Here is an 18,094-nt window from a genome sequence, read left to right on the forward strand (position 1 = left end):
GACGGTCAGCGCGGTGCCGGGGCGGAACTCGCGCGCGGGGTCAGGGTCGGCGGCAGCAGCGTCGCGGCCGGGACGGTCCCGCCGCCGAGCTTGCCCATCAGCAGCTCGACGGCGCGCCCGCCCACCTCCTGGGCGGGGATCGCGACGGACGACAGCGGCGGTTCGGCGTGCTCGGCCATCTCGTCCGGGCAGATCGCCACGACCGACACGTCCTGCGGGACGGCGCGGCCGTTCGCGCGCAGCGCCCGCACGACCGTGTCCACGACCGGCTCGTTGTGGACGAGGATCCCGGTCAGCCCGGGACGTTCGGCGAGCAGCCGGGCGACCAGCGCGCGGGCCGCCTCCGGGGCCGCCTCGCACGGGTGGACGCCGCCGGCGAGCCCGTGCTCGCGGACGGCCGCGCCGAAGCCGTCCGCGACCCGCTGCGCGAACCCGGTCCGCCGCGCGTACACCTCGGGCGGCGAGCCGATCAGCGCGACCTCGCGGTGCCCGAGCCCGGCCAGATGCTCCACGCAGACCGCGCCGGCCGCGTGGAAGTCCAGGTCGATGCAGGTCAGGTCCTCGGCGTCGGCGGGGAAGCCGATGAGCACGCTCGGCCGGTCCAGGGAGCGCAGCAGCGGCAGCCGCGGGTCCTCCATCTGGACGTCCATCACGATGAGGGCGTCCACGAGCGCGCTGTCGGCGACGCGGCTCAGGCCGTCCTCGCCCTCCTCCTGGGTCAGCAGCAGGACGTCGTGGTCGTGCCGCCGCGCGGCGGTCACCACCGACATCGCGAACTGCATGACGACGGGCACCGCGATGCCGGAGCGCAGCGGGATCATCAGGGCGAGGACGTTGGAGCGGCTGCTCGCCAGCGCGCGGGCCCCGGCGTGCGGGCGGTAGCCGAGCTCGCGGATGCTGTCGCGGACGCGCCGCCGGGTCTCCTCGGAGATCGTGCGCTTGCCGCTCAGCACGTAGGACACCGTGCTCGGGGACACCCCGGCGTGCCGCGCCACGTCGGTGATCTTGACCACGGACCGTCCCGTCGTCGAGCGGTTCACTTCGCGTCCGATGCTAGCGATGCGCGGATCGCGTCGCGGTACCAGAACGCACTGTCCTTCCAGGTTCGTTCGCCCGTGCCGTAATTGACATGGATCAACCCGAAACGCCGGTCGTAGCCGTAGGCCCACTCGAAGTTGTCGAGCAGCGACCAGGCGAAGTATCCGCGCAGGTCCACGCCCGCGTCGCAGGCGCGCTCCGCGGCGGCGACGTGGTCGCGCAGGTAGGCGATGCGGCGGTCGTCGCGCACCCGGCCGTCCACGACCTCGTCCTCGAACGCGGCGCCGTTCTCGGTGACCATCAGCGGCACGTCCGGGTACTCGCGGTGCAGCCGCAGCAGCAGCTCCTCCAGGCCGGACGCGTCGATCGGCCAGCCCATCGCCGTGTACGGGCCGGGCTGCCGCACGAACTCCAGGCCCTCGCAGCCGACGAACGGGGTCGCGGCGCCCCGCTTGTGGCCGTCGTCGGACTCGCGCGGCGACGTCCCGTCCCACACGCGGACGAGCGTCGGCGAGTAGTAGTTGACGCCGAGGACGTCGAGCGGCGCGGCGATGACGTCGGCGTCGCCGTCCCGGGCGAACGCCCAGTCGGTGATCTCCGCGGTGTCGGCGAGCAGGTCGGCGGGGTAGCCGCGGCCGAGCATCGGATCGAGGAAGATCCGGTTCGCGACGGCGTCGGCCCGCCGGACGGCCTCGGCGTCGCCGCGCAAGTGGTGCAGGTTGAGCGTGACCGAGTGCCGCGCGGACGGCGACACGACCCCGCGCAGCGCCCGCACCGCCAGCCCGTGCGCGAGGTTGAGGTGGTGGGCGGCGGCGAGCGCGTCCGCCGGGTCGGTGCGGCCGGGCGCGTGGACGCCCGCCGCGTAGCCGAGGAACGCCGAGCACCACGGCTCGTTCAGCGTCGTCCAGGTCTCGACGCGGTCGCCGAGGACCCGGCCGACGCGCTCGGCGTAGTCGGCGAAGCGGCGGGCGGTGTCGCGCTCCGGCCAGCCGCCCGCGTCCTCCAGCTCCTGCGGGAGGTCCCAGTGGTAGAGGGTCGCGACAGGCGAGATGCCGTGTTCGAGGAGTTCGTCCACGAGCCGCGAGTAGAAGTCGAAGCCCTTCCGGTTCGGCCTCCCCTCCGGCAGGACCCGCGACCACGAGATGGAGAACCGGTACGCGCCCAGCCCGAGCCGCGCCATCGACGCGACGTCCTCCTTCCAGCGGTGGTAGTGGTCGGTGGCGACGTCGCCGGTGTCGCCGTTCAGCACCTTGCCCGGCGTGCGGCTGAAGGTGTCCCAGATGGACGGCGTGCGGCCGTCCTCGCGGGCGGCGCCCTCGATCTGGTAGGACGCGGTCGCCGCGCCCCACAGGAACCCCTCCGGGAAGCCCATCAGTTCTCCTCTTCCAGGGTGATGACGAGTTCGTCGCCGGCCGCCTTCACCAGGACTCCCTGCGGGTGGCCGGACGCCTCGCCTCCCTCCACCGCCGCGACGCGCGCGTTCACCAGGAGAACATTCCAGTCGCCCGCGCCGGTGACCCGGAGCGTGGCACCGTTCCGCACCGTGGTGAAAGCCGTGTCGTCGACCTGCGTGAGCACGGTCGTCCCGTCGGCCGGTTCGTAGACGCGCAGCGTCACGCCGTCGGCGTGGTCGTAGTCGGGGCGGTCCTCCACCGAGCCCTCGGGGATCACCGCGCCGGGACGGGCCAGCAGCGGCACGCTGCCGAATCCGTGCCGCTCCCGCACCCACCGGCCGCCGTGCACGCGCTCGCCGGTGAGGTAGTGCGTCCACACGCCGTCCGGCACGTAGTAGGAGACGTCGCCGTCCGCCGAGAACACGGGCGCGACGAGCAGGTCGTCGCCGAGCATGTACTGGCGTTCGAGGTGCGTGCAGGCCGGATCGTCCGGGAACTGCAGGACCATCGCCCGCATCATCGGCAGGCCCTCGCCGTACGCCTGCCGCCCCGCCCCGGAAAGGTAGGGCATCAGCCGCATCTTCAGTCTCGTGAAGTCGCGGAGGACGTCCACCGACTCCTCGTCGAACAGCCACGGCACCCGGTACGAATGGCTTCCGTGCAGGCGGCTGTGCGAGGACAGCATCCCGAACGCGATCCACCGCTTGAACAGCGCCGGATCGGGCGTCCCCTCGAACCCGCCGATGTCGTGGCTCCAGTACCCGAACCCCGACAGGCCGAGGGAAAGGCCCCCGCGCAGGCTCTCCCCCATCGCCTCGAACGTCGATTCGCAGTCCCCGCCCCAGTGCACCGGGAAACGCTGCCCCCCGGTCGTCGCGGACCGGGCGAACACCACCGCCTCGCCCTCGCCGCGCTTCTTGCGCAGCAACTCGAAAACGGTCTGGTTGTAGAGGTAGGTGTAATAGTTGTGCGCGCGTTCCGGGTCGGAGCCGTCGTGGTAGACGACGTCGGTCGGGATCCGCTCGCCGAAGTCGGTCTTGAAGCAGTCAACGCCCATGTCCATGAGCGCCTCCAGCTTCGCCGCGTACCACTCCCGCGCCTCGGGATTGGTGAAGTCGACGACCGCGAGACCGGGCTGCCACTTGTCCCACTGCCAGACGTCGCCGTTCGGCCTGGTCAGCAGGTAACCGCGAGCCCGCCCCTCGGCGAACAGCGGCGAGCGCTGCCCGATGTACGGATTGATCCAGACGCAGATCCGCAGCCCGCGCTCCTTGAGCCGGCGCAGCATTCCCGCCGGGTCCGGGAACACGCGCGGGTCCCATTCGAAGTCGCACCACTGGAACTCGCGCATCCAGAAGCAGTCGAAATGGAACACGCTGAGCGGCAGGTCCCGCTCGGCCATCCCGTCGATGAACGAGGAGACGGTCGCCTCGTCGTAGTCGGTGGTGAACGAGGTGGACAGCCACAACCCGAACGACCAGTCCGGCAGCCGCGCCGGCCGCCCGGTCAGCGCCGTGTACTTGCGCAGGATCTCCCGCGGCGACGGCCCGTAGATGACGAAGTACCGCATCGACTGGCCCTCGACGCTGAACTGCGTCCGCGCGACGGCCTCGGAGGCGACCTCGAACGAGACCCGCCCCGGGTGGTCGACGAACACGCCGTATCCCGCGTTCGTCAGGTAGAACGGCACGTTCTTGTACGCCTGCTCGCTGGCGGTGCCGCCGTCGGCGTTCCAGATGTCGACGGACTGGCCGTTCTTCACCAGCGGCCCGAACCGTTCGCCGAGCCCGTACACGAAGTGGTCGACGCCGAGATCGAGCTGTTCGCGGACGTAGTGCCCGCCGTCGTCGGTGTCGATGACCGCCGTCGCCTTCGGCGCCGTCCCGGTCAGCCGCCGTCCCTCCGCGAGGAAGTCGACGCCCCACTCCCCGCCGCGCCGGACCCGCACGGTCAGCGCGCCGGACGTCAGTTCCGCCGCGTCCTCGCCCACCCGGACGTCCCCGGTGGGGTCGGCGGCCAGCTCGAACCGCGGCCCGCGGTCCTTCTCCCCCGCGAAATGGGTGATGGTGACGCCGATGACGTCCGGCATGGGCGACGCGCAGTCCACCGTCACCACCGGGCCCTTGAGAAGGTCGCCCCGGTGCCGGATCCGCTGCACGGGCGCCTGCACGGAGAACGAGCCGGGCCCTTCCGCGACGTCGAGGACCTCCACCGGATGAACGGCGTGCACACCCTCGCGCATCATCCAGTAGCCGTCACTGAACTTCATTACTTGATTGCCCCCGCAGTCAGTCCGCGCGACAGGGTGCGCTGGAAGATGAGGAAGAACACGACGGTCGGGAGGAGGCCGAGGAGCGCGGCGGCGCTGGACATGGTGGCGTCCATCAGGCGCTGCCCCTGCAGCACGCCGAGCGCGACGGAGACCGTCTGGTTCTCGTTGGAGATGAGGAAGACCATGGGGATGAGGAACTCGTTCCACGTCCACACGAAGAAGAAGACGAGCAGCACGCTCAGCGTCGGCCGGACGACCGGGACGACCACCCGCCACAGCACCTGCCAGCGGTTCGCGCCGTCGATCCGGGCCGCCTCCAGCAGCGGGCGCGGGAACGCCGACATCACCGACGACAGCAGGTAGGTGCCGAACGCGCTCTGCACCACCGTGAACACGATGATCACGCTGAGCCGGGTGTCGTAGATCCCGAACTGCTTCGCCAGGTAGTACAGCGGGTAGACGAGCGCCTCCTGCGGCAGCGTGTTGGCCAGCAGCAGCAGCGCGAGCAGCCAGATGCGGCCCTTGATGCGGCCGATGCCGAGCGCGTAGGCGTTGAACACCGACAGCAGGACGGCCAGCACCGCGACCGAGCCGCTGATCAGCACGCTGTTGAGCAGCACGTGCCCGAAGTCGACCCGGTCCCAGAAGTCGCGGATCGCGTCGAGGTTCAGGCCGGACGGCGGCGCGAGCGGCCCCTTGGAGGTGTACTCCTGCGGGGTCTTCAGCGCGTTGGACACCACGACCAGGAACGGGATCAGCATGATCCCGGCGAGCGCGACGAGCGCGACGAGCACCGCGTAGGCGGACGGGCCGCGGCGGCGCCTCCGGCGCGGGGCGCCCTGCCGGTCGCGCGCCGGCGCGCCCGGCTTGGTCATCGTCACGGTCATCGCTCCTCCCCCAGGTCACGTCCTTGCAGCCGCAGGAAGACGACGGTGAGCGCGATGATGACGAGCGTCAGCACGGTCGCGATCGCCGAGCCGTAGCCGACGTCGGACTTCTCGAAGAAGTTGACGTAGGAGTAGTACGACGGGACGTTCGTGGCGCCGCCCGGCCCGCCCTTCGTCAGCACGAAGATCTGCGGGAACGCCTTGAGCGCGGCGATCGTCGTCCACAGCAGCACGACGAAGATCTCCGGGCGGATCTGCGGGATCGTGATGTGCCGGAACCGCCGGGCCCAGCTGGCGCCGTCGATCTCCGCGGCCTCGTACAGCGACGGGTCGACGCGCTGGAGCCCCGACATGAAGACCACCAGCGGGAACCCGATCTGCATCCACACCATGACGCCGAGGACGGACCACAGCGCGGTGGACGGGTCGCCGAGCCAGTCGTGCGCGAGCGAGCCGAGCCCGACGTCCTTCAGCAGGGTGTTCACCGCGCCGCCGTCGGGCGCGAGCAGCCAGCTCCACACCACGCCGGCGATGACGACCGGCAGCACCTGCGGCAGGTACAGGCAGGCGCGCAGGATCGCCGCGGCACGCGGCCCGAAGTGCCGGTCGATCAGGTCGGTGAGGGCCGCCGCGAGCACCAGCCCGATCGCGGTCGGGACGATCGCCATCCCGAGGATGACCAGGACGTTGTGCCGGAACGAGGCCCAGAACTCCCCGTCCTTCACGAGCTCCCGGTAGTTGTCGAGGCCGGCCCAGGACGGGCTGCCGACGCCGGACCACTCGGTGAAGCTCGTCCCGATGTTCATCAGGAACGGCACGCCGATGACGGCGGCGAACAGCAGCAGCCCGGGGATCAGGTACGGCAGGTAGGCGAGCTGCTCACGCCCCCTCCCCCGGCCGCCCGGCCGGGGCGCGGCCGCGGCGCCGCGCCCCTTCCGGGCCTCGTGGTGCGTGGTCACTTCGGCAGGCCGGAGTCGTAGGTCTTCTGCAGCGCGCCCAGCGCGTCACCCGGCGCGGTTCCGTTCATGATCTTCTGGGTCTGCGCGACCCAGGCGTCGTAGAAGCCGGAGACCGGCCAGTCCGGGTAGTACGCGAGCTGGTTGTTCTGCGCGAGCGTGGTGAAGTCGTCGGTGAGCTTCTTGACCTTCGGGTCGGTGATCGCCGACGGGTCGGCCGCGACGGGGATGCCGCCGAGGTTGCCGAGCATGTTCTGGACCTTCTTCTTCATCGTGATGTCGATGAAGTCGTAGGCGAGGTCCTTGTTCTTCGAGCCCTTGGGGACGACCCACAGGTTGCCGCTGGAGCCGAGCGTCATCTTCGCGCCGGGCCAGACGGAGGTCTCCCAGTCGAACTTGGCCTCCTTGGCGACCCGGCCGAACCACCAGGACCCGGAGAACATCATCGGGAACTTGCCGCTCATGAAGGCGACGCCCGCGTCCTCGGCCTTCTTGCTCACCGAGTCCTTGGCGATGTAGCCCTTCTTCACCCAGTCGGCGAACGTGGTGGCGCCGGCCGTCCAGGCGGCGTCCTTGAAGTCCGGCTTGGCGGTGTAGCGCTGGTAGGCGTCCACCCACGACCGGTCGGGCGCCTTGTCGAGGGCGAGCTGGTAGACGAACTGCTGCGCCATGTACTCGGCGCCGGCGTTGGTCAGCGGCGTGACGCCCTTGGCGACGAACTTGTCCATCGCGGCGGTCAGCTCGGCGAACGTCGTCGGGATCTCGACGCCGTTCTTCTTGAACAGGTCCTTGTTGTAGTAGACCTGCAGGTACTCACCATAGTTGGGCACGCCGTACCATTTGTCGCCGCCCATGGTGCCCTTGGCGTCGTACTTGGCGGTGACCTGGACGCCGGGGCCGATCAGCTTGTCCCAGCCGCGCTTGGTGACCTCGGGGGTGAGGTCCTGGAGGAGGCCCTGCTTGGAGAGCGTCCCGGCGGTCGCGTTGCCCTTGTTGTACTCCAGGACGTCGGGGGCGTCCTTGGAGTTGAGGACCATCGGCGCGGTCTTCTGGATCTGCTCGAAGCCCTTCTCCTCGAACTTCACCTTCACGCCGGGGTGGGCGGCCTCGAACTCCTTGATCGCCTCGTTCCACGCCGCGCCCATGGCGCTGTCGGGGGCCTCGTAGTGCCAGAGCTTGAGCACCTTGCCGCCGGAGTCGCCGCCGTCGCCGCCACAGGCGGAAAGCGACAGGGCCGCGGCGGCGAGGGCGGCGAGCAGCGCCGCGCTCCTGCCTGCCTTGAACATGGGGGATCCTTCGCGGGGGTGGGACCGGGGGTGGTCGGATCGATGAGGGTGTCGAAGCGCTTCGATTGACCGGGATGCTAAGCCCTCGGGAAGCCGCCGCACAATAGGCCGGACGGCATTGACCGCCGAAAAGGGGCGCTGAACTGCGACGACTTTCTGGGAGCGCTCCCATTACGCCGCGTCCGGCATGCCGTCCCGCCCGAGGTCCCGGCCCGCGCGACCGGCCTCGCCGGCCTCTTCCGCGACCCGCCGCGGGGCGTCGCGGACGAGGCCGCCTACGACGAATTCGACCGTGGAATCCGCGCCCGCCTGCCGGCAGATCGGCCGCCGGGGCCGCCCATCTCGCCGAGGCCGTCCGCGTCTTCCGGAACCGCCCTTCCAACGGACGCCGAAACGGTCATGATGCGTGGCCGCTCCGTCCACCGGGGGTTAATGCGCGATTCAGGTGATCGCCAACACTTCCCAAGATCCTCTTCACTGTCAGAACGGAGTCATTCTCTCCCGAGAGGAACGCCCCCACTATGCGCATGCGAACCGCACTCCCCACGACCGCCGCAGCGGTCGCGGCGGTCGGCTCCCTGCTCGCTCTGCCCTCGGTGGCGGAGGCAGCCTCCAACCCCTACACGCCCGTAGGTGTCTGCGGTTCCGGCTACCACGTCATCGACTCCCGGACGCTCCGCCACCAGAACGGCAGCGCCGGGGGCACGGTCTACCTGCTTTACAACAACTCCAATGGCTACAACTGCGCGGTCACGATCAAGGGCGTGTCGGTCGGCACCGCCACCAAGACGGGCATCGATCTCCTCGTCATGACCGGCGACAAGTTCACCAGGCACCGCAACGAGGGCAATTTCAAGTACTACGCGGGGCCCGTGCGCGCGCGTGCGGCCGGCCATTGCGTTCAGGAGATCGGTTACACCTTCTCCACCTCCTCGAGTACGAGTTATGCGGCGACCATCCCTGAGGGCCACTGCGGCAGCTGACGCGAGGAGGACCCCGCCGGATCCGAGCGAAGCGTGAGCGGGGCGCCGTCTCCCGGCGCCCCGCCCACCGCCGCTGAGATCGTCTAGCGGCACTCCCCGCCGTTCAGGGTGAACCTGGACGGCCGCCCGTTGCCCGCGTCCCGCCTGCCGAGGAAGCCGAACTCGACCGTCCCGTGCGGCGGGATCGACCGGTTCCAGTCCGCCGCGGTGACGGTCACCGACGTGCCGTCCTGCCGCTGCCCCGCGTTCCACACCTGCGTGATCGACTGGCCGTCGGGGAAGTCGAACGCCAGCCGCCAGCCGTCGATCGCGGCCGTCCCGAGGTTGGTGATCCGCACCGTCGCCTGGAAGCCCTGCGGCCACGACCCGTCGACCCGGTACGCCACCGAGCACGCGGTGACCGCCGCGGTCGTCCGCGACGGGGACGGCGCCGGCGGGCGGCCGGTTCCGTCCGAGGACCGGGACGAGCCCGGCGTCAGCAGGCCGATGAGCAGGGCCGCCAGACCGGCCGCACCGATCCCCGCACCGGCGATGACCAGCGGCCTGCGGCCCGGCGGGCGGGACGCGGGCGCGGGCGCGGCCGGGGGCGGGCCGGGCGGCGGTTCGTCCAGCACGCGGGTCGGCGGGTGCTCCTCGTCCGGCGGGGGCTCCGGCTCCGGCGGGGCCTGCGGGAAGGGGGCGAGCTGGACGCCGGCCGCGTCCGCGAGGACCCGCGCGACCTCCGGCGCCGCCGGGCGGGCCTCGGGATCCTCGTCCAGGCAGCGGCGGCACAGCTCCGTGACCTCGGCGGGGACGCCGTCCGGCGGCGTCCCGGGGACGGGGGCGGGCGCGTCGCCGGTCAGCGCCTGGTTCAGCACGACGCCGAGCGAGAAGACGTCGGCGGCCGGTCCCGGCTCCGCGCCCGCGAGCAGCTCGGGGGCGACGTAGGCGGGGGTGCCGAGGAGGGGCCCGCCGGACGTCCCGGTGAACGCGATGCCGAAGTCGAGCACCTTCACCCCGACCGGCGTCAGGAACACGTTCGCCGGCTTGATGTCGCGGTGCACGACCCCGGCGGCGTGGGCGGCGGCCAGCGCGTCGGCGATCCGGGCGCACACCCCCGCCGCCTCCCGCCAGGGCATCGGGCCGCGCGCGAGCCGCGCCGCCAGGGTCTCCCCGTCCAGCAGCTCCATCACCACGTACGGGACGCGGCGCCGCTGCGCGAACCGCCCCGTCCGCGGGGTGACGTCGTCCTCGCCGTAGTCGTACACGCCGGTGATGCTCGGGTGGGCGAGGCCGGCGGCGGCCTTGGCCTCCTGGCGGAGCCGGCGGCCGAGCTCCTCCGGCCAGCCGTCCGCCGGGACCTTGACCGCGACGGCGCGGTCCAGGACGAGGTCGGTGGCGCGCCAGACGGTGGCCATCCCGCCGGCGCCCAGCGGCGCCTCCAGGAGGTAGCGCTCGCCGAGCCGGTCGCCGGGGGCGACGATCTCGGGCATGGACGAAGCCTATGCCGCCCTCAGGGCACGAGGTACCGGGAGTCGCGGGCGTCGGTGATCGCCATGTGCCCGGGCGCGTGGCCGATCGCCAGCTTCGGGCGGGACGCCATGACCGCGGCCTGCGGCGTCACACCGCACGCCCAGAACACCGGGATCTCGTCCACCCGGACCTCCACGGGGTCGCCGAAGTCCGGCTCGTCCAGGTCGGCGATGCCGAGCTCGACCGGGTCGCCGACGTGGACGGGGGCGCCGTGCACGGACGGGTACCGGGCCGTGACGCGGACCGCGTCGGCGACCTGGGCGGCGGGGACGGGCCGCATCGACACCACCAGCGGGCCGCCGAACTCGCCGGCGCGGCGGCACATCCGGTTCGTCCGGTACATCGGGACGTTGGTGCCCTGCTCGATGTGCCGGACGGGGACGCCCGCCTCGCGCAGCGCGTCCTCGAACGTGAAGCTGCACCCGATGAGGAAGGAGACCAGGTCGTCGCGCCAGTACCCGGTGACATCGGACACCTCGGCGACCGGTTCGCCGTGCTCGTACACGACGTAGCCGGGCAGGTCGGTGCGCAGGTCGCCGGCGAACAGCGGCGCCGACACCGCGCCCGGTTCGGTGACGTCCAGCACGGGGCACGGCTTGGGGTTGCGCTGCGCGAAGAGCAGCAGGTCGTAGGCCTGGTCGCGGGGAACGGCGATGAGGTTCGCCTGCGTCCAGCCGGAGCACCACCCGGCCGTGGGGACGCGCAGTCCGGCGCGGAACAGCGCCCTGGCCTGGTCCGGGGAGAGCGAGCCCGGGTCGATCGGATTCGTCACGGTCCCTCCTGTCTCGTCGGCGGTCCTGCGAGCGGCTGCGCGGGATGCGGCCGGAACCGCAGCCGCTGCCCGGGGCGCGCCTGGGCGGCGCGCCCGACGTCGGCGGAGACGACCACCGCGATCACCGGGTAGCCGCCGGTGACCGGATGGTCGGCGAGGAACAGCACGGGCAGCCCGGACGGCGGTACCTGCAGCGCGCCGGTGACGGTGCCCTCGCTGGGCAGCTCGCCGCGCCCGGCGTGCGCGAGGCGCGGGCCGTCCAGCCGCATGCCGACCCGGTCGATCTCGCTGGTCACCTCGTACGGCGCGCCGAACAGGACGTCCAGGGCGCCGGGGGCGAGCCAGTCGGCGCGGGGGCCGGGGATCGCGCGCAGCATGATGTCGTGGGCGGGCGGCGGCGCGACCGGCAGGACGTCCAGCGCCGGATGCCGGCGGGGCGCCGGGCCGATCGGCAGCAGGTCTCCGGGCTTGAGCGGGGACGGGCCGAGGCCGGACAGCGTGTCGGTGGAGCGGGAGCCGAGGACGGGCGGGACCGCGATCCCGCCGCGGACGGCCAGGTAGCTGCGCAGGCCCGTGGAGGGGGCGCCCATCCGCAGCTCGGCGCCGTCCGGAACGTGGAAGACGGAGAAGGGGGCGACGGCGCGGCCGTCGACGGTCATGGGGACGGGTGCGCCGGTCACGGCCGCGAACACGCCCCCGCGGCAGCGGACGTGGAGCCCGCCGAAGGTGGTCTCGATGGCGGCGGCGTCCTCGGGGTTGCCGACCGCGCGGTTCGCGAGCCGGAACGAATCCGGGTCCGCGGCGCCCGCCACCCCCACGCCGAGCGCCGCGTGACCCGGACGTCCCAGATCCTGAACGGTCGCCAGGAGTCCTGATTGGAGAACGTCCAGGCCCCGCTTCATGGTTCCCTCCGGACGAAACGAACTTTCCCCCCGGGCCGGAGCAGGGCGGGCGGGTCGCGGTCGAGGTCCCATAGGACGGCCTCCGTACGCCCTATGAGCTGCCAGCCTCCCGGCGAGTCGACCGGGTACACGCCGCTGAAGCGGCCCGCGAGGCCGACCGCGCCGGCCGGGACCCGGACCCGCGGGGTGCCGCGGCGCGGGACGTCCAGCCGCGGGTCGCCGCCGTCCAGGTAGCCGAATCCGGGCGCGAACCCGGTGAACGCGACCCGCCACGGGGTGCCGGTGTGGGCGGCGACGACGCCGTCCGGGGTGAGTCCGGTGAGCGCGGCGACCTCGGCGAGGTCGGGGCCGTCGTAGACGACGGGGACCTCGACGGCCGCCGCGGGCCCGGCCGCCGCGCCGGGCCGCGCGCCGCGCACGGCGGCGGCGACCGCGGCGGGGTCGGCGGACGGGTCGAGCAGCAGGGTGAGGGTGCGGGCCGCCGGGACGACGTCGGCGACGCCGGGCGGCGGAGCGGCGCTGAGCGCGGCGTACAGGCCGAGCGTCGCCTCCGCTCCGGGCGGCTCGACGAGCAGGGCCCGGTCGCCGTTGCGCAGGATCCGCACCCGTCCCCTCACTTCCACAGGTCTTCGATGCCGGAGAGCGCGTTCCAGCCGAGGTACAGGGAGAGCAGCCAGGCGGCGACGCCGAGCGCGAGGAGCCAGGCCGGGTACCGGTACCCGCCGAGCAGGTCGCGGCGGCGGGCGGCGACCCACAGCAGCACGGCCAGCCCGAACGGCAGGATGAGCCCGTTCAGCGCGCCGGCGAGGATCAGCAGCTCGGCCGGGGTCGTCCCCATCGCCAGATAGATCGCGGTGGAGACCAGGATGAACGCGACGACGAGCCGGTTGCGGTGCCGCTCGATCCAGCCGGAGAACGACACCAGGAACGACACCGAGGTGTAGGACGCGCCGATCACCGAGGTGATCGCGGCGGACCACATGATCAGGCCGAACACGCGCAGCCCGGTCTCGCCGGCGGCGTGCTGGAAGGCCGACGGCGCCGGGTTGTCCTTCGCGAGGGTGACGCCGCCGGCGACGACGCCGAGCACGGCGAGGAAGAGCAGCACCCGCATCACCGCGGTGACGAGGATCCCGGTGACGGCGCTGCGGTTGATCTCGCGGATGCTGTCCGGCCCGGTCAGCCCGGACTCGATCATGCGGTGCGCGCCGGCGTAGGTGATGTAGCCGCCGACGGTCCCGCCGATCAGGGTGGTGATGACCAGGAAGTCGACCTGTCCGGGCGCGACGCTCTGGCGGAGCGCGTCGCCGAGCGGCGGCCCGGACTCGACCGCCACGTACAGCGTCATCACGATCATGACGGCGCCGAGCACCACCACGATCCGGTCCATCGCGACGCCGGCCCGCCGGATGAGGAAGACCGCGATCGCGACCAGCGCGGACACCGCGCCGCCGATCTTGACGTCCAGGCCGAGCAGCGCGTTCAGGCCGAGCGCGCAGCCGGCCACGTTGCCGATGTTGAACACCAGGCCGCCGAAGACGTCCAGCGCGGCCAGCGCGTAGCCGCCGCCGGGCACCACCCGGTTGCCGAGGTCCTGGGCGCGCCGTCCGGAGACGCCGACGATCCGCCACACGTTCAGCTGGATCGCGATGTCCACCAGCACCGACACCAGGATCGCGAACGCCATCGCGGCGCCGAGCTTGGCGGTGAAGGTGGTCGTCTGGGTGATGAATCCGGGGCCGATGGCGCTGGTGGCCATCAGGAACATGGCGCCGAGGAGCGCGCCGCGGCGGGAGGAGGAGGTGGGCGGGGAGGCCGGCGTGTGGTCGAGGGTGGTGTCCGTCATGGCTGCCCCTTCCGGGGTGTCGGCTTTCCGCCAGGGTAAGGATTGTTCAACAATCCTTCAATCCCCTTGTTGATGAATCCTCCTCGTCAGGGGATACGGTGGTGGCGTACGAGTCACGCGCGCGCCCCGCGGCGCCGCGCCACCGCGGGGAGGACGGGCCGATGCCGGCGCAGGAGTCGTGGCTGGAGAACATCGCTGCGGCGCGGGACGACATCGGCCGGCTCAGCACCGCCGACCGCGTCGCCCATCTGCTCCGCGAGCAGATCACCGACGGCCGCCTCGCGCCCGGCGACCGGGTCCCCGAGGAGGACCTCGGCCGCGCCGCCAAGGTCTCCCGCAACACCATCCGCGAGGCGTTCCGGCTGCTCATCAACGAGCGGCTGCTGGTCCACGAGTTCAACCGGGGCGTGTTCGTCCGCCGCGTCACCGCGGACGGGCTGGCCGACCTGTACCGGGTCCGCCGCATCCTGGAGTGCGAGGGCGTGCGGTGCGCGCCGTCCGCGCCACGCGAGGCGCTCGCCCGGGTGGAGGCGGCCGTGACCGACGGCGAGGACGCCGCCGCCGGGGAGCACTGGGCGCAGGTCGGCACCGCCGACATCCGCTTCCACCAGGCGCTCGCCGCGCTGGTCGGCAGCCCCCGGGTGGACGAGATGATCCGGCACCTGCTGGCCGAGATGCGCCTGGTCTTCCACGAGATGGGCTCGCCGCGCGAGTTCCACGAGCCGTACCTCGCCCGCAACCGGCGGCTCTGCGACCTGCTGGAGCGGGGCGACGTCGCGGCCGCCGAGGCGGAGCTGCGCTCCTACCTCGACGACGCGGAGGCGCAGCTCACCAAGGCGTACCGCGAGAAGGGATGACCCCTGCCGCGAGGCGGAGGGAAGCCCCGGAGGGACCGTGCGCGGGAGCCGGGCGCCGGAGCCGGGCGCGGGCGCGGGCGCCTCAGGGCGCGTAGTTCATGACGTGGTCGTGCAGCAGCTGCGGGGCCTGCGGGTCGCGGCGGCGGAACGCCTCGATCAGCTCGGCGTGCTCGGCCGACTTGGAGTAGATCTCGGTGTGGTGCAGCCGCAGCGACAGGGTCGTCCACAGCTCAATGCCGAGGCCCTCCCACACCGAGAACAGCAGCCGGTTCCCGGCCGCCTCGACGATCTCGCGGTGGAAGGCGATGCTGAGCCGCATCTGCTCGTGCAGGTCGCCCTCGCGCGCCGCCTCGCTCAGCTGCCGGTTGCGCTCCTCCAGCGCGTCCAGGCAGCCGCCGATCCGGGCCATGCCGAGCTCGGCGGCGGTCCGCTCCAGCCCGGCGCGGACGGGGAAGATCTCGGCGAGGTCCTGCTCGGTGAACTCGCGGACGCGGGCGCCCCGGTTCGGCAGCGACTCGATCAGCCGCTGCGCCTCCAGCTGCCGCAGCGCCTCGCGCACCGGTCCCTGGCTGACGCCGAGCTCGGTGGCGATGCGGCGCTCGACGATGCGCTCGCCCGGCTCCCACCGGCCCGAGCTGATGCCCTCCACGATGAACTCGCGGATCTGGTCGGCGAGCCCGGTGCGCAGCAGCTGGGCGGGGACGGGCGTGTTCACGGAAGCCAATATTAGACGGGGCGACGGTAAGTGAGTCTTGACGCCCGAGGAGATAGACTCGAATATGATCGATCATTGATCAATGATGATCGGTGAGCGTCGTGGCGATCCTACGGCGTTCCCCCGGACTTAGGAAGGTCGCCGATGGCTGAGACCACCCGGTCAGCTACCAAGGCCGCTCCGGCTCGCACGACCCGGAGAGCGCGCGGCACCAAGGCCTCCGGGCCGACGGCCGCTCCGGCGGGCAGCGGCGCCGCGAGCGGGCGCGCCGTCGACGGCGCCGCCCCGGACGCCCCGGCGGAGAGCGCCGAGACGCTGGTGGCGTACTACCGCCAGATGCTGCTGATCCGCCGCTTCGAGGAGCGGGCCGCCCGTGCCTACACCGAGGCGAAGATCGGGGGCTACTGCCACCTGAACCTCGGCGAGGAGGCGACCGTCGTCGGCCTGATGGCCGCGCTGCGCCCCACCGACTACCTGTTCACCAACTACCGCGAGCACGGCTACGCCCTCGCCAAGGGCATCTCCGCCGAGCGCGTGATGGCCGAGCTCTACGGTCGCTCCACCGGCGTCTCCAAGGGCTGGGGCGGCTCCATGCACCTGTTCGACGCCGACGCACGGCTGCTCGGCGGGTACGGCATCGTCGGCGGGCAGGTCCCGCTCGCGGCCGGCGCCGCCCTCGCCGTCTCCTACAAGGGCGGCGACGAGGTCGTGATGTGCCACATGGGCGACGGGACCACCGCGATCGGCGCGTTCCACGAGTCGCTGAACATCGCCGGCCTCTGGGACCTCCCGGTCGTCTTCGTCGTGATCAACAACGGTCTGGGCATGGGCACCACCGTGGAGCACTCCGCCGCCGAGCCCGAGCTGTACCGGCGCGGCGCCGCCTACCGGATGGAGAGCGTCCGGGTGGACGGCACCGACGTCGTCGCCGTGCGGGACGCCGCGCGCCACGCCGTCGAGCGCGCCCGCAGCGAGAGCAAGCCCTACCTGCTGGAGACCACCAGCCCCCGGCTCAAGGGCCACTCCGTGGTGGACCCGGCCCGCTACCGGTCCAAGGAGGAGAAGGAGGCCCTGAAGGCCGCCGACCCCCTGGCCCGGATGGCGCTGGAGCTGGAGGAGGCGGGCATCCTGTCGCACGACGAGCGCGACCGCCTCGACGCGGAGGTCACCGCCGCGATCGACGCCGCCGCCGCGTTCGCCGACGAGAGCCCGGCCCCCGAGGTCTCCACCCTGTTCGACTACACCTACGCCACCCCGGTCCCGGGCGAGCTGCGCCGCCTGCCCGCCGACCCGGTGTTCGGTTCCTGAGGAGCATGCTGATGGCACCCGTCACTTACCGCCAGGCGCTCCGGGACACGCTGCGCGCGGAGATGCTCCGCGACGAGAACGTCTTCCTGATGGGCGAGGAGATCGGGCTCTTCGAGGGCTCCTACAAGATCACCGAAGGGCTGCTGAAGGAGTTCGGGCCGAAGCGCGTCCGCGACACCCCGATCGCCGAGGAGGGCTTCGTCGGCGCCGCGATCGGCGCCGCGATGCTCGGCCTGCGCCCCGTCGTGGAGATCATGACGATCAACTTCTCGCTGCTCGCGCTGGACCAGATCGTCAACCACGCCGCCAAGATCTACGGCATGTTCGGCGGCCAGGCCAGCGTGCCGATGGTGATCCGCACCCCGGGCGGCGGCGGCCAGCAGCTCGGCGCCACCCACTCGCAGAACGTCGAGCTGTTCTACTCGTTCATCCCCGGCCTGAAGGTCGTCGCGCCGAGCACGCCCGCCGAGGCGTCGGCGATGCTGAAGGCCGCGATCCGCGACGACGACCCGGTGCTGTTCCTGGAGAACCTCGCCCTCTACAACAGCAAGGGCGAGCTGCCGGCCCCGGTCGAGGAGATCGAGCCGGCCGAGATCGGCCGCGCCGCCGTCACCCGACCCGGCACCGACATCACGATCATCGGCTACTCGCGGATGGCGCGGGTCGCCTCCGAGGTCGCCGAGACCCTCGCCGCCGAGGGCGTGTCCGCCGAGGTCGTGGACCTGCGCAGCCTGCGCCCGCTGGACCGCGCCACCATCGTCGAGTCCGTCCGCAGGACCGGCTGCGCCGTCGTCGCCGAGGACGACTGGCTGACCTACGGGATCGGCGCGGAGATCGCCGCGACGATCCAGGAGGGCGCCTTCGACTGGCTGGACGCGCCGGTCCGCCGCGTCGCGATGGCGGAGGTTCCGCTGCCCTACGCCAAGTCCCTGGAGACGGCGGCGCTGCCGTCCGCCGACTCCCTGCTCACCGCCGTCCGCGACACGCTCCGCGCGACCGGCCGTCCCACGCTGGAGCCCGCCCGATGACCGAGATCCTCATGCCGCGCCTCTCCGACACCATGGAGGAGGGCGTCATCAGCTCCTGGCAGAAGCAGCCGGGCGACGAGGTGGCCGTCGGCGACGTCCTCGTGGACATCGAGACCGACAAGGCGGTCATGGAGTACGAGGCCTACGAGGCCGGCGTGCTCGAGAAGATCCTCGTCGGCGAGGGCGAGACCGCCGCGATCGGCGCGCCGATCGCGGTGATCGCCCCGAAGGGCGGCGCGCGCACCGAGGCCGCGGCGGCCGAGCCCGCTCCCGCCCCGGCCGCCGCTCCCGCCCCGGCCGCGCGGCCCGGCTCGGACGCGGCGCGCGGGGGGGCAGGG

The 18,094-nt window shown here is 72.3% G+C and carries 17 protein-coding genes; 5 read left to right on the forward strand and 12 right to left on the reverse strand.

The annotated features are described in order from the left end of the window. Positions 1–5: 5 nt before the first annotated feature. The 6 genes from J4557_RS44955 to J4557_RS44980 are packed head-to-tail and all read right to left on the reverse strand — an operon-like array spanning position 6 to position 7,833. Positions 6–1,040 (reverse strand): LacI family DNA-binding transcriptional regulator, encoded by a 1,035-nt coding sequence (locus tag J4557_RS44955; protein ID WP_307800574.1) that lies wholly within the window; start codon positions 1,038–1,040, stop codon positions 6–8. Next, positions 1,037–2,410 (reverse strand): GH1 family beta-glucosidase, encoded by a 1,374-nt coding sequence (locus J4557_RS44960; protein WP_208273356.1) that lies wholly within the window; start codon positions 2,408–2,410, stop codon positions 1,037–1,039. Before J4557_RS44960 ends, J4557_RS44955 begins: the two co-directional genes overlap by 4 nt. After that, positions 2,410–4,701 (reverse strand): alpha-xylosidase, encoded by a 2,292-nt coding sequence (yicI, locus tag J4557_RS44965; protein WP_208273367.1) that lies wholly within the window; start codon positions 4,699–4,701, stop codon positions 2,410–2,412. The genes J4557_RS44960 and yicI overlap by 1 nt, the downstream gene beginning before the upstream one ends. Next, complete coding sequence (locus tag J4557_RS44970; RefSeq protein WP_243777368.1) at positions 4,701–5,591, reverse strand: carbohydrate ABC transporter permease; 891 nt, start codon at positions 5,589–5,591, stop codon at positions 4,701–4,703. The genes yicI and J4557_RS44970 overlap by 1 nt, the downstream gene beginning before the upstream one ends. Further along, positions 5,588–6,550, reverse strand: coding sequence for a carbohydrate ABC transporter permease (locus J4557_RS44975; RefSeq protein WP_307800575.1), 963 nt, complete (start codon positions 6,548–6,550; stop codon positions 5,588–5,590). The genes J4557_RS44970 and J4557_RS44975 overlap by 4 nt, the downstream gene beginning before the upstream one ends. Then, positions 6,547–7,833, reverse strand: coding sequence for an ABC transporter substrate-binding protein (locus tag J4557_RS44980; protein WP_208273369.1), 1,287 nt, complete (start codon positions 7,831–7,833; stop codon positions 6,547–6,549). The genes J4557_RS44975 and J4557_RS44980 overlap by 4 nt, the downstream gene beginning before the upstream one ends. A gap of 527 nt (positions 7,834–8,360) precedes the next feature. On the opposite strand from J4557_RS44980, the gene J4557_RS44985 reads away from it, so the two are divergent. Beyond that, positions 8,361–8,816 carry a hypothetical protein gene (locus J4557_RS44985; protein WP_208273371.1) on the forward strand — a complete coding sequence of 152 codons (456 nt, stop codon included), beginning with the start codon at positions 8,361–8,363 and terminating at the stop codon, positions 8,814–8,816. Positions 8,817–8,899: 83 nt separating this feature from the next. Here J4557_RS44985 and J4557_RS51370 read toward each other — a convergent pair whose 3' ends face one another. From J4557_RS51370 to J4557_RS45010, 5 genes are read right to left on the reverse strand one after another with little or no spacing between them, the layout of a single operon-like run. Further along, positions 8,900–10,288: a protein kinase domain-containing protein gene (locus J4557_RS51370; protein WP_279576420.1), complete on the reverse strand. Its 1,389-nt coding sequence runs from the start codon at positions 10,286–10,288 to the stop codon at positions 8,900–8,902. A 20-nt stretch (positions 10,289–10,308) separates the two neighbouring features. Continuing rightward, positions 10,309–11,100: a putative hydro-lyase gene (locus tag J4557_RS44995; RefSeq protein ID WP_208273373.1), complete on the reverse strand. Its 792-nt coding sequence runs from the start codon at positions 11,098–11,100 to the stop codon at positions 10,309–10,311. Next, positions 11,097–12,002, reverse strand: coding sequence for a 5-oxoprolinase subunit C family protein (locus tag J4557_RS45000; protein WP_208273375.1), 906 nt, complete (start codon positions 12,000–12,002; stop codon positions 11,097–11,099). The genes J4557_RS44995 and J4557_RS45000 overlap by 4 nt, the downstream gene beginning before the upstream one ends. Further along, positions 11,999–12,607 carry a 5-oxoprolinase subunit B family protein gene (locus tag J4557_RS45005; protein ID WP_208273378.1) on the reverse strand — a complete coding sequence of 203 codons (609 nt, stop codon included), beginning with the start codon at positions 12,605–12,607 and terminating at the stop codon, positions 11,999–12,001. The genes J4557_RS45000 and J4557_RS45005 overlap by 4 nt, the downstream gene beginning before the upstream one ends. An 8-nt stretch (positions 12,608–12,615) precedes the next feature. After that, entirely contained in the window at positions 12,616–13,848 is a 1,233-nt protein-coding gene (locus tag J4557_RS45010) for an NRAMP family divalent metal transporter (protein WP_208273380.1), read from the reverse strand. A 101-nt stretch (positions 13,849–13,949) separates the two neighbouring features. On the opposite strand from J4557_RS45010, the gene J4557_RS45015 reads away from it, so the two are divergent. After that, complete coding sequence (locus J4557_RS45015) at positions 13,950–14,705, forward strand: GntR family transcriptional regulator (protein WP_307800576.1); 756 nt, start codon at positions 13,950–13,952, stop codon at positions 14,703–14,705. Between the two features lie 82 nt (positions 14,706–14,787). Here the strand turns inward: J4557_RS45015 and J4557_RS45020 are convergent, their stop codons facing one another. Further along, positions 14,788–15,420 (reverse strand): GntR family transcriptional regulator, encoded by a 633-nt coding sequence (locus J4557_RS45020; protein WP_307800577.1) that lies wholly within the window; start codon positions 15,418–15,420, stop codon positions 14,788–14,790. 144 nt (positions 15,421–15,564) lie between these two features. Between J4557_RS45020 and pdhA the strand changes: the two genes are divergently transcribed. The 3 genes from pdhA to J4557_RS45035 form a co-directional block, all read left to right on the forward strand. Continuing rightward, positions 15,565–16,728 carry a pyruvate dehydrogenase (acetyl-transferring) E1 component subunit alpha gene (pdhA, locus tag J4557_RS45025; protein WP_208273382.1) on the forward strand — a complete coding sequence of 388 codons (1,164 nt, stop codon included), beginning with the start codon at positions 15,565–15,567 and terminating at the stop codon, positions 16,726–16,728. An 11-nt stretch (positions 16,729–16,739) separates the two neighbouring features. Continuing rightward, complete coding sequence (locus tag J4557_RS45030) at positions 16,740–17,756, forward strand: alpha-ketoacid dehydrogenase subunit beta (RefSeq protein ID WP_208273384.1); 1,017 nt, start codon at positions 16,740–16,742, stop codon at positions 17,754–17,756. Continuing rightward, positions 17,753–18,094: biotin/lipoyl-containing protein (locus J4557_RS45035; RefSeq protein WP_208273386.1), on the forward strand; the 342-nt coding region annotated here is incomplete at its 3' end. The genes J4557_RS45030 and J4557_RS45035, both read left to right, overlap by 4 nt.

Source organism: Actinomadura nitritigenes (genome assembly GCF_017573545.1).
Lineage (GTDB): Bacteria > Actinomycetota > Actinomycetes > Streptosporangiales > Streptosporangiaceae > Spirillospora > Spirillospora nitritigenes.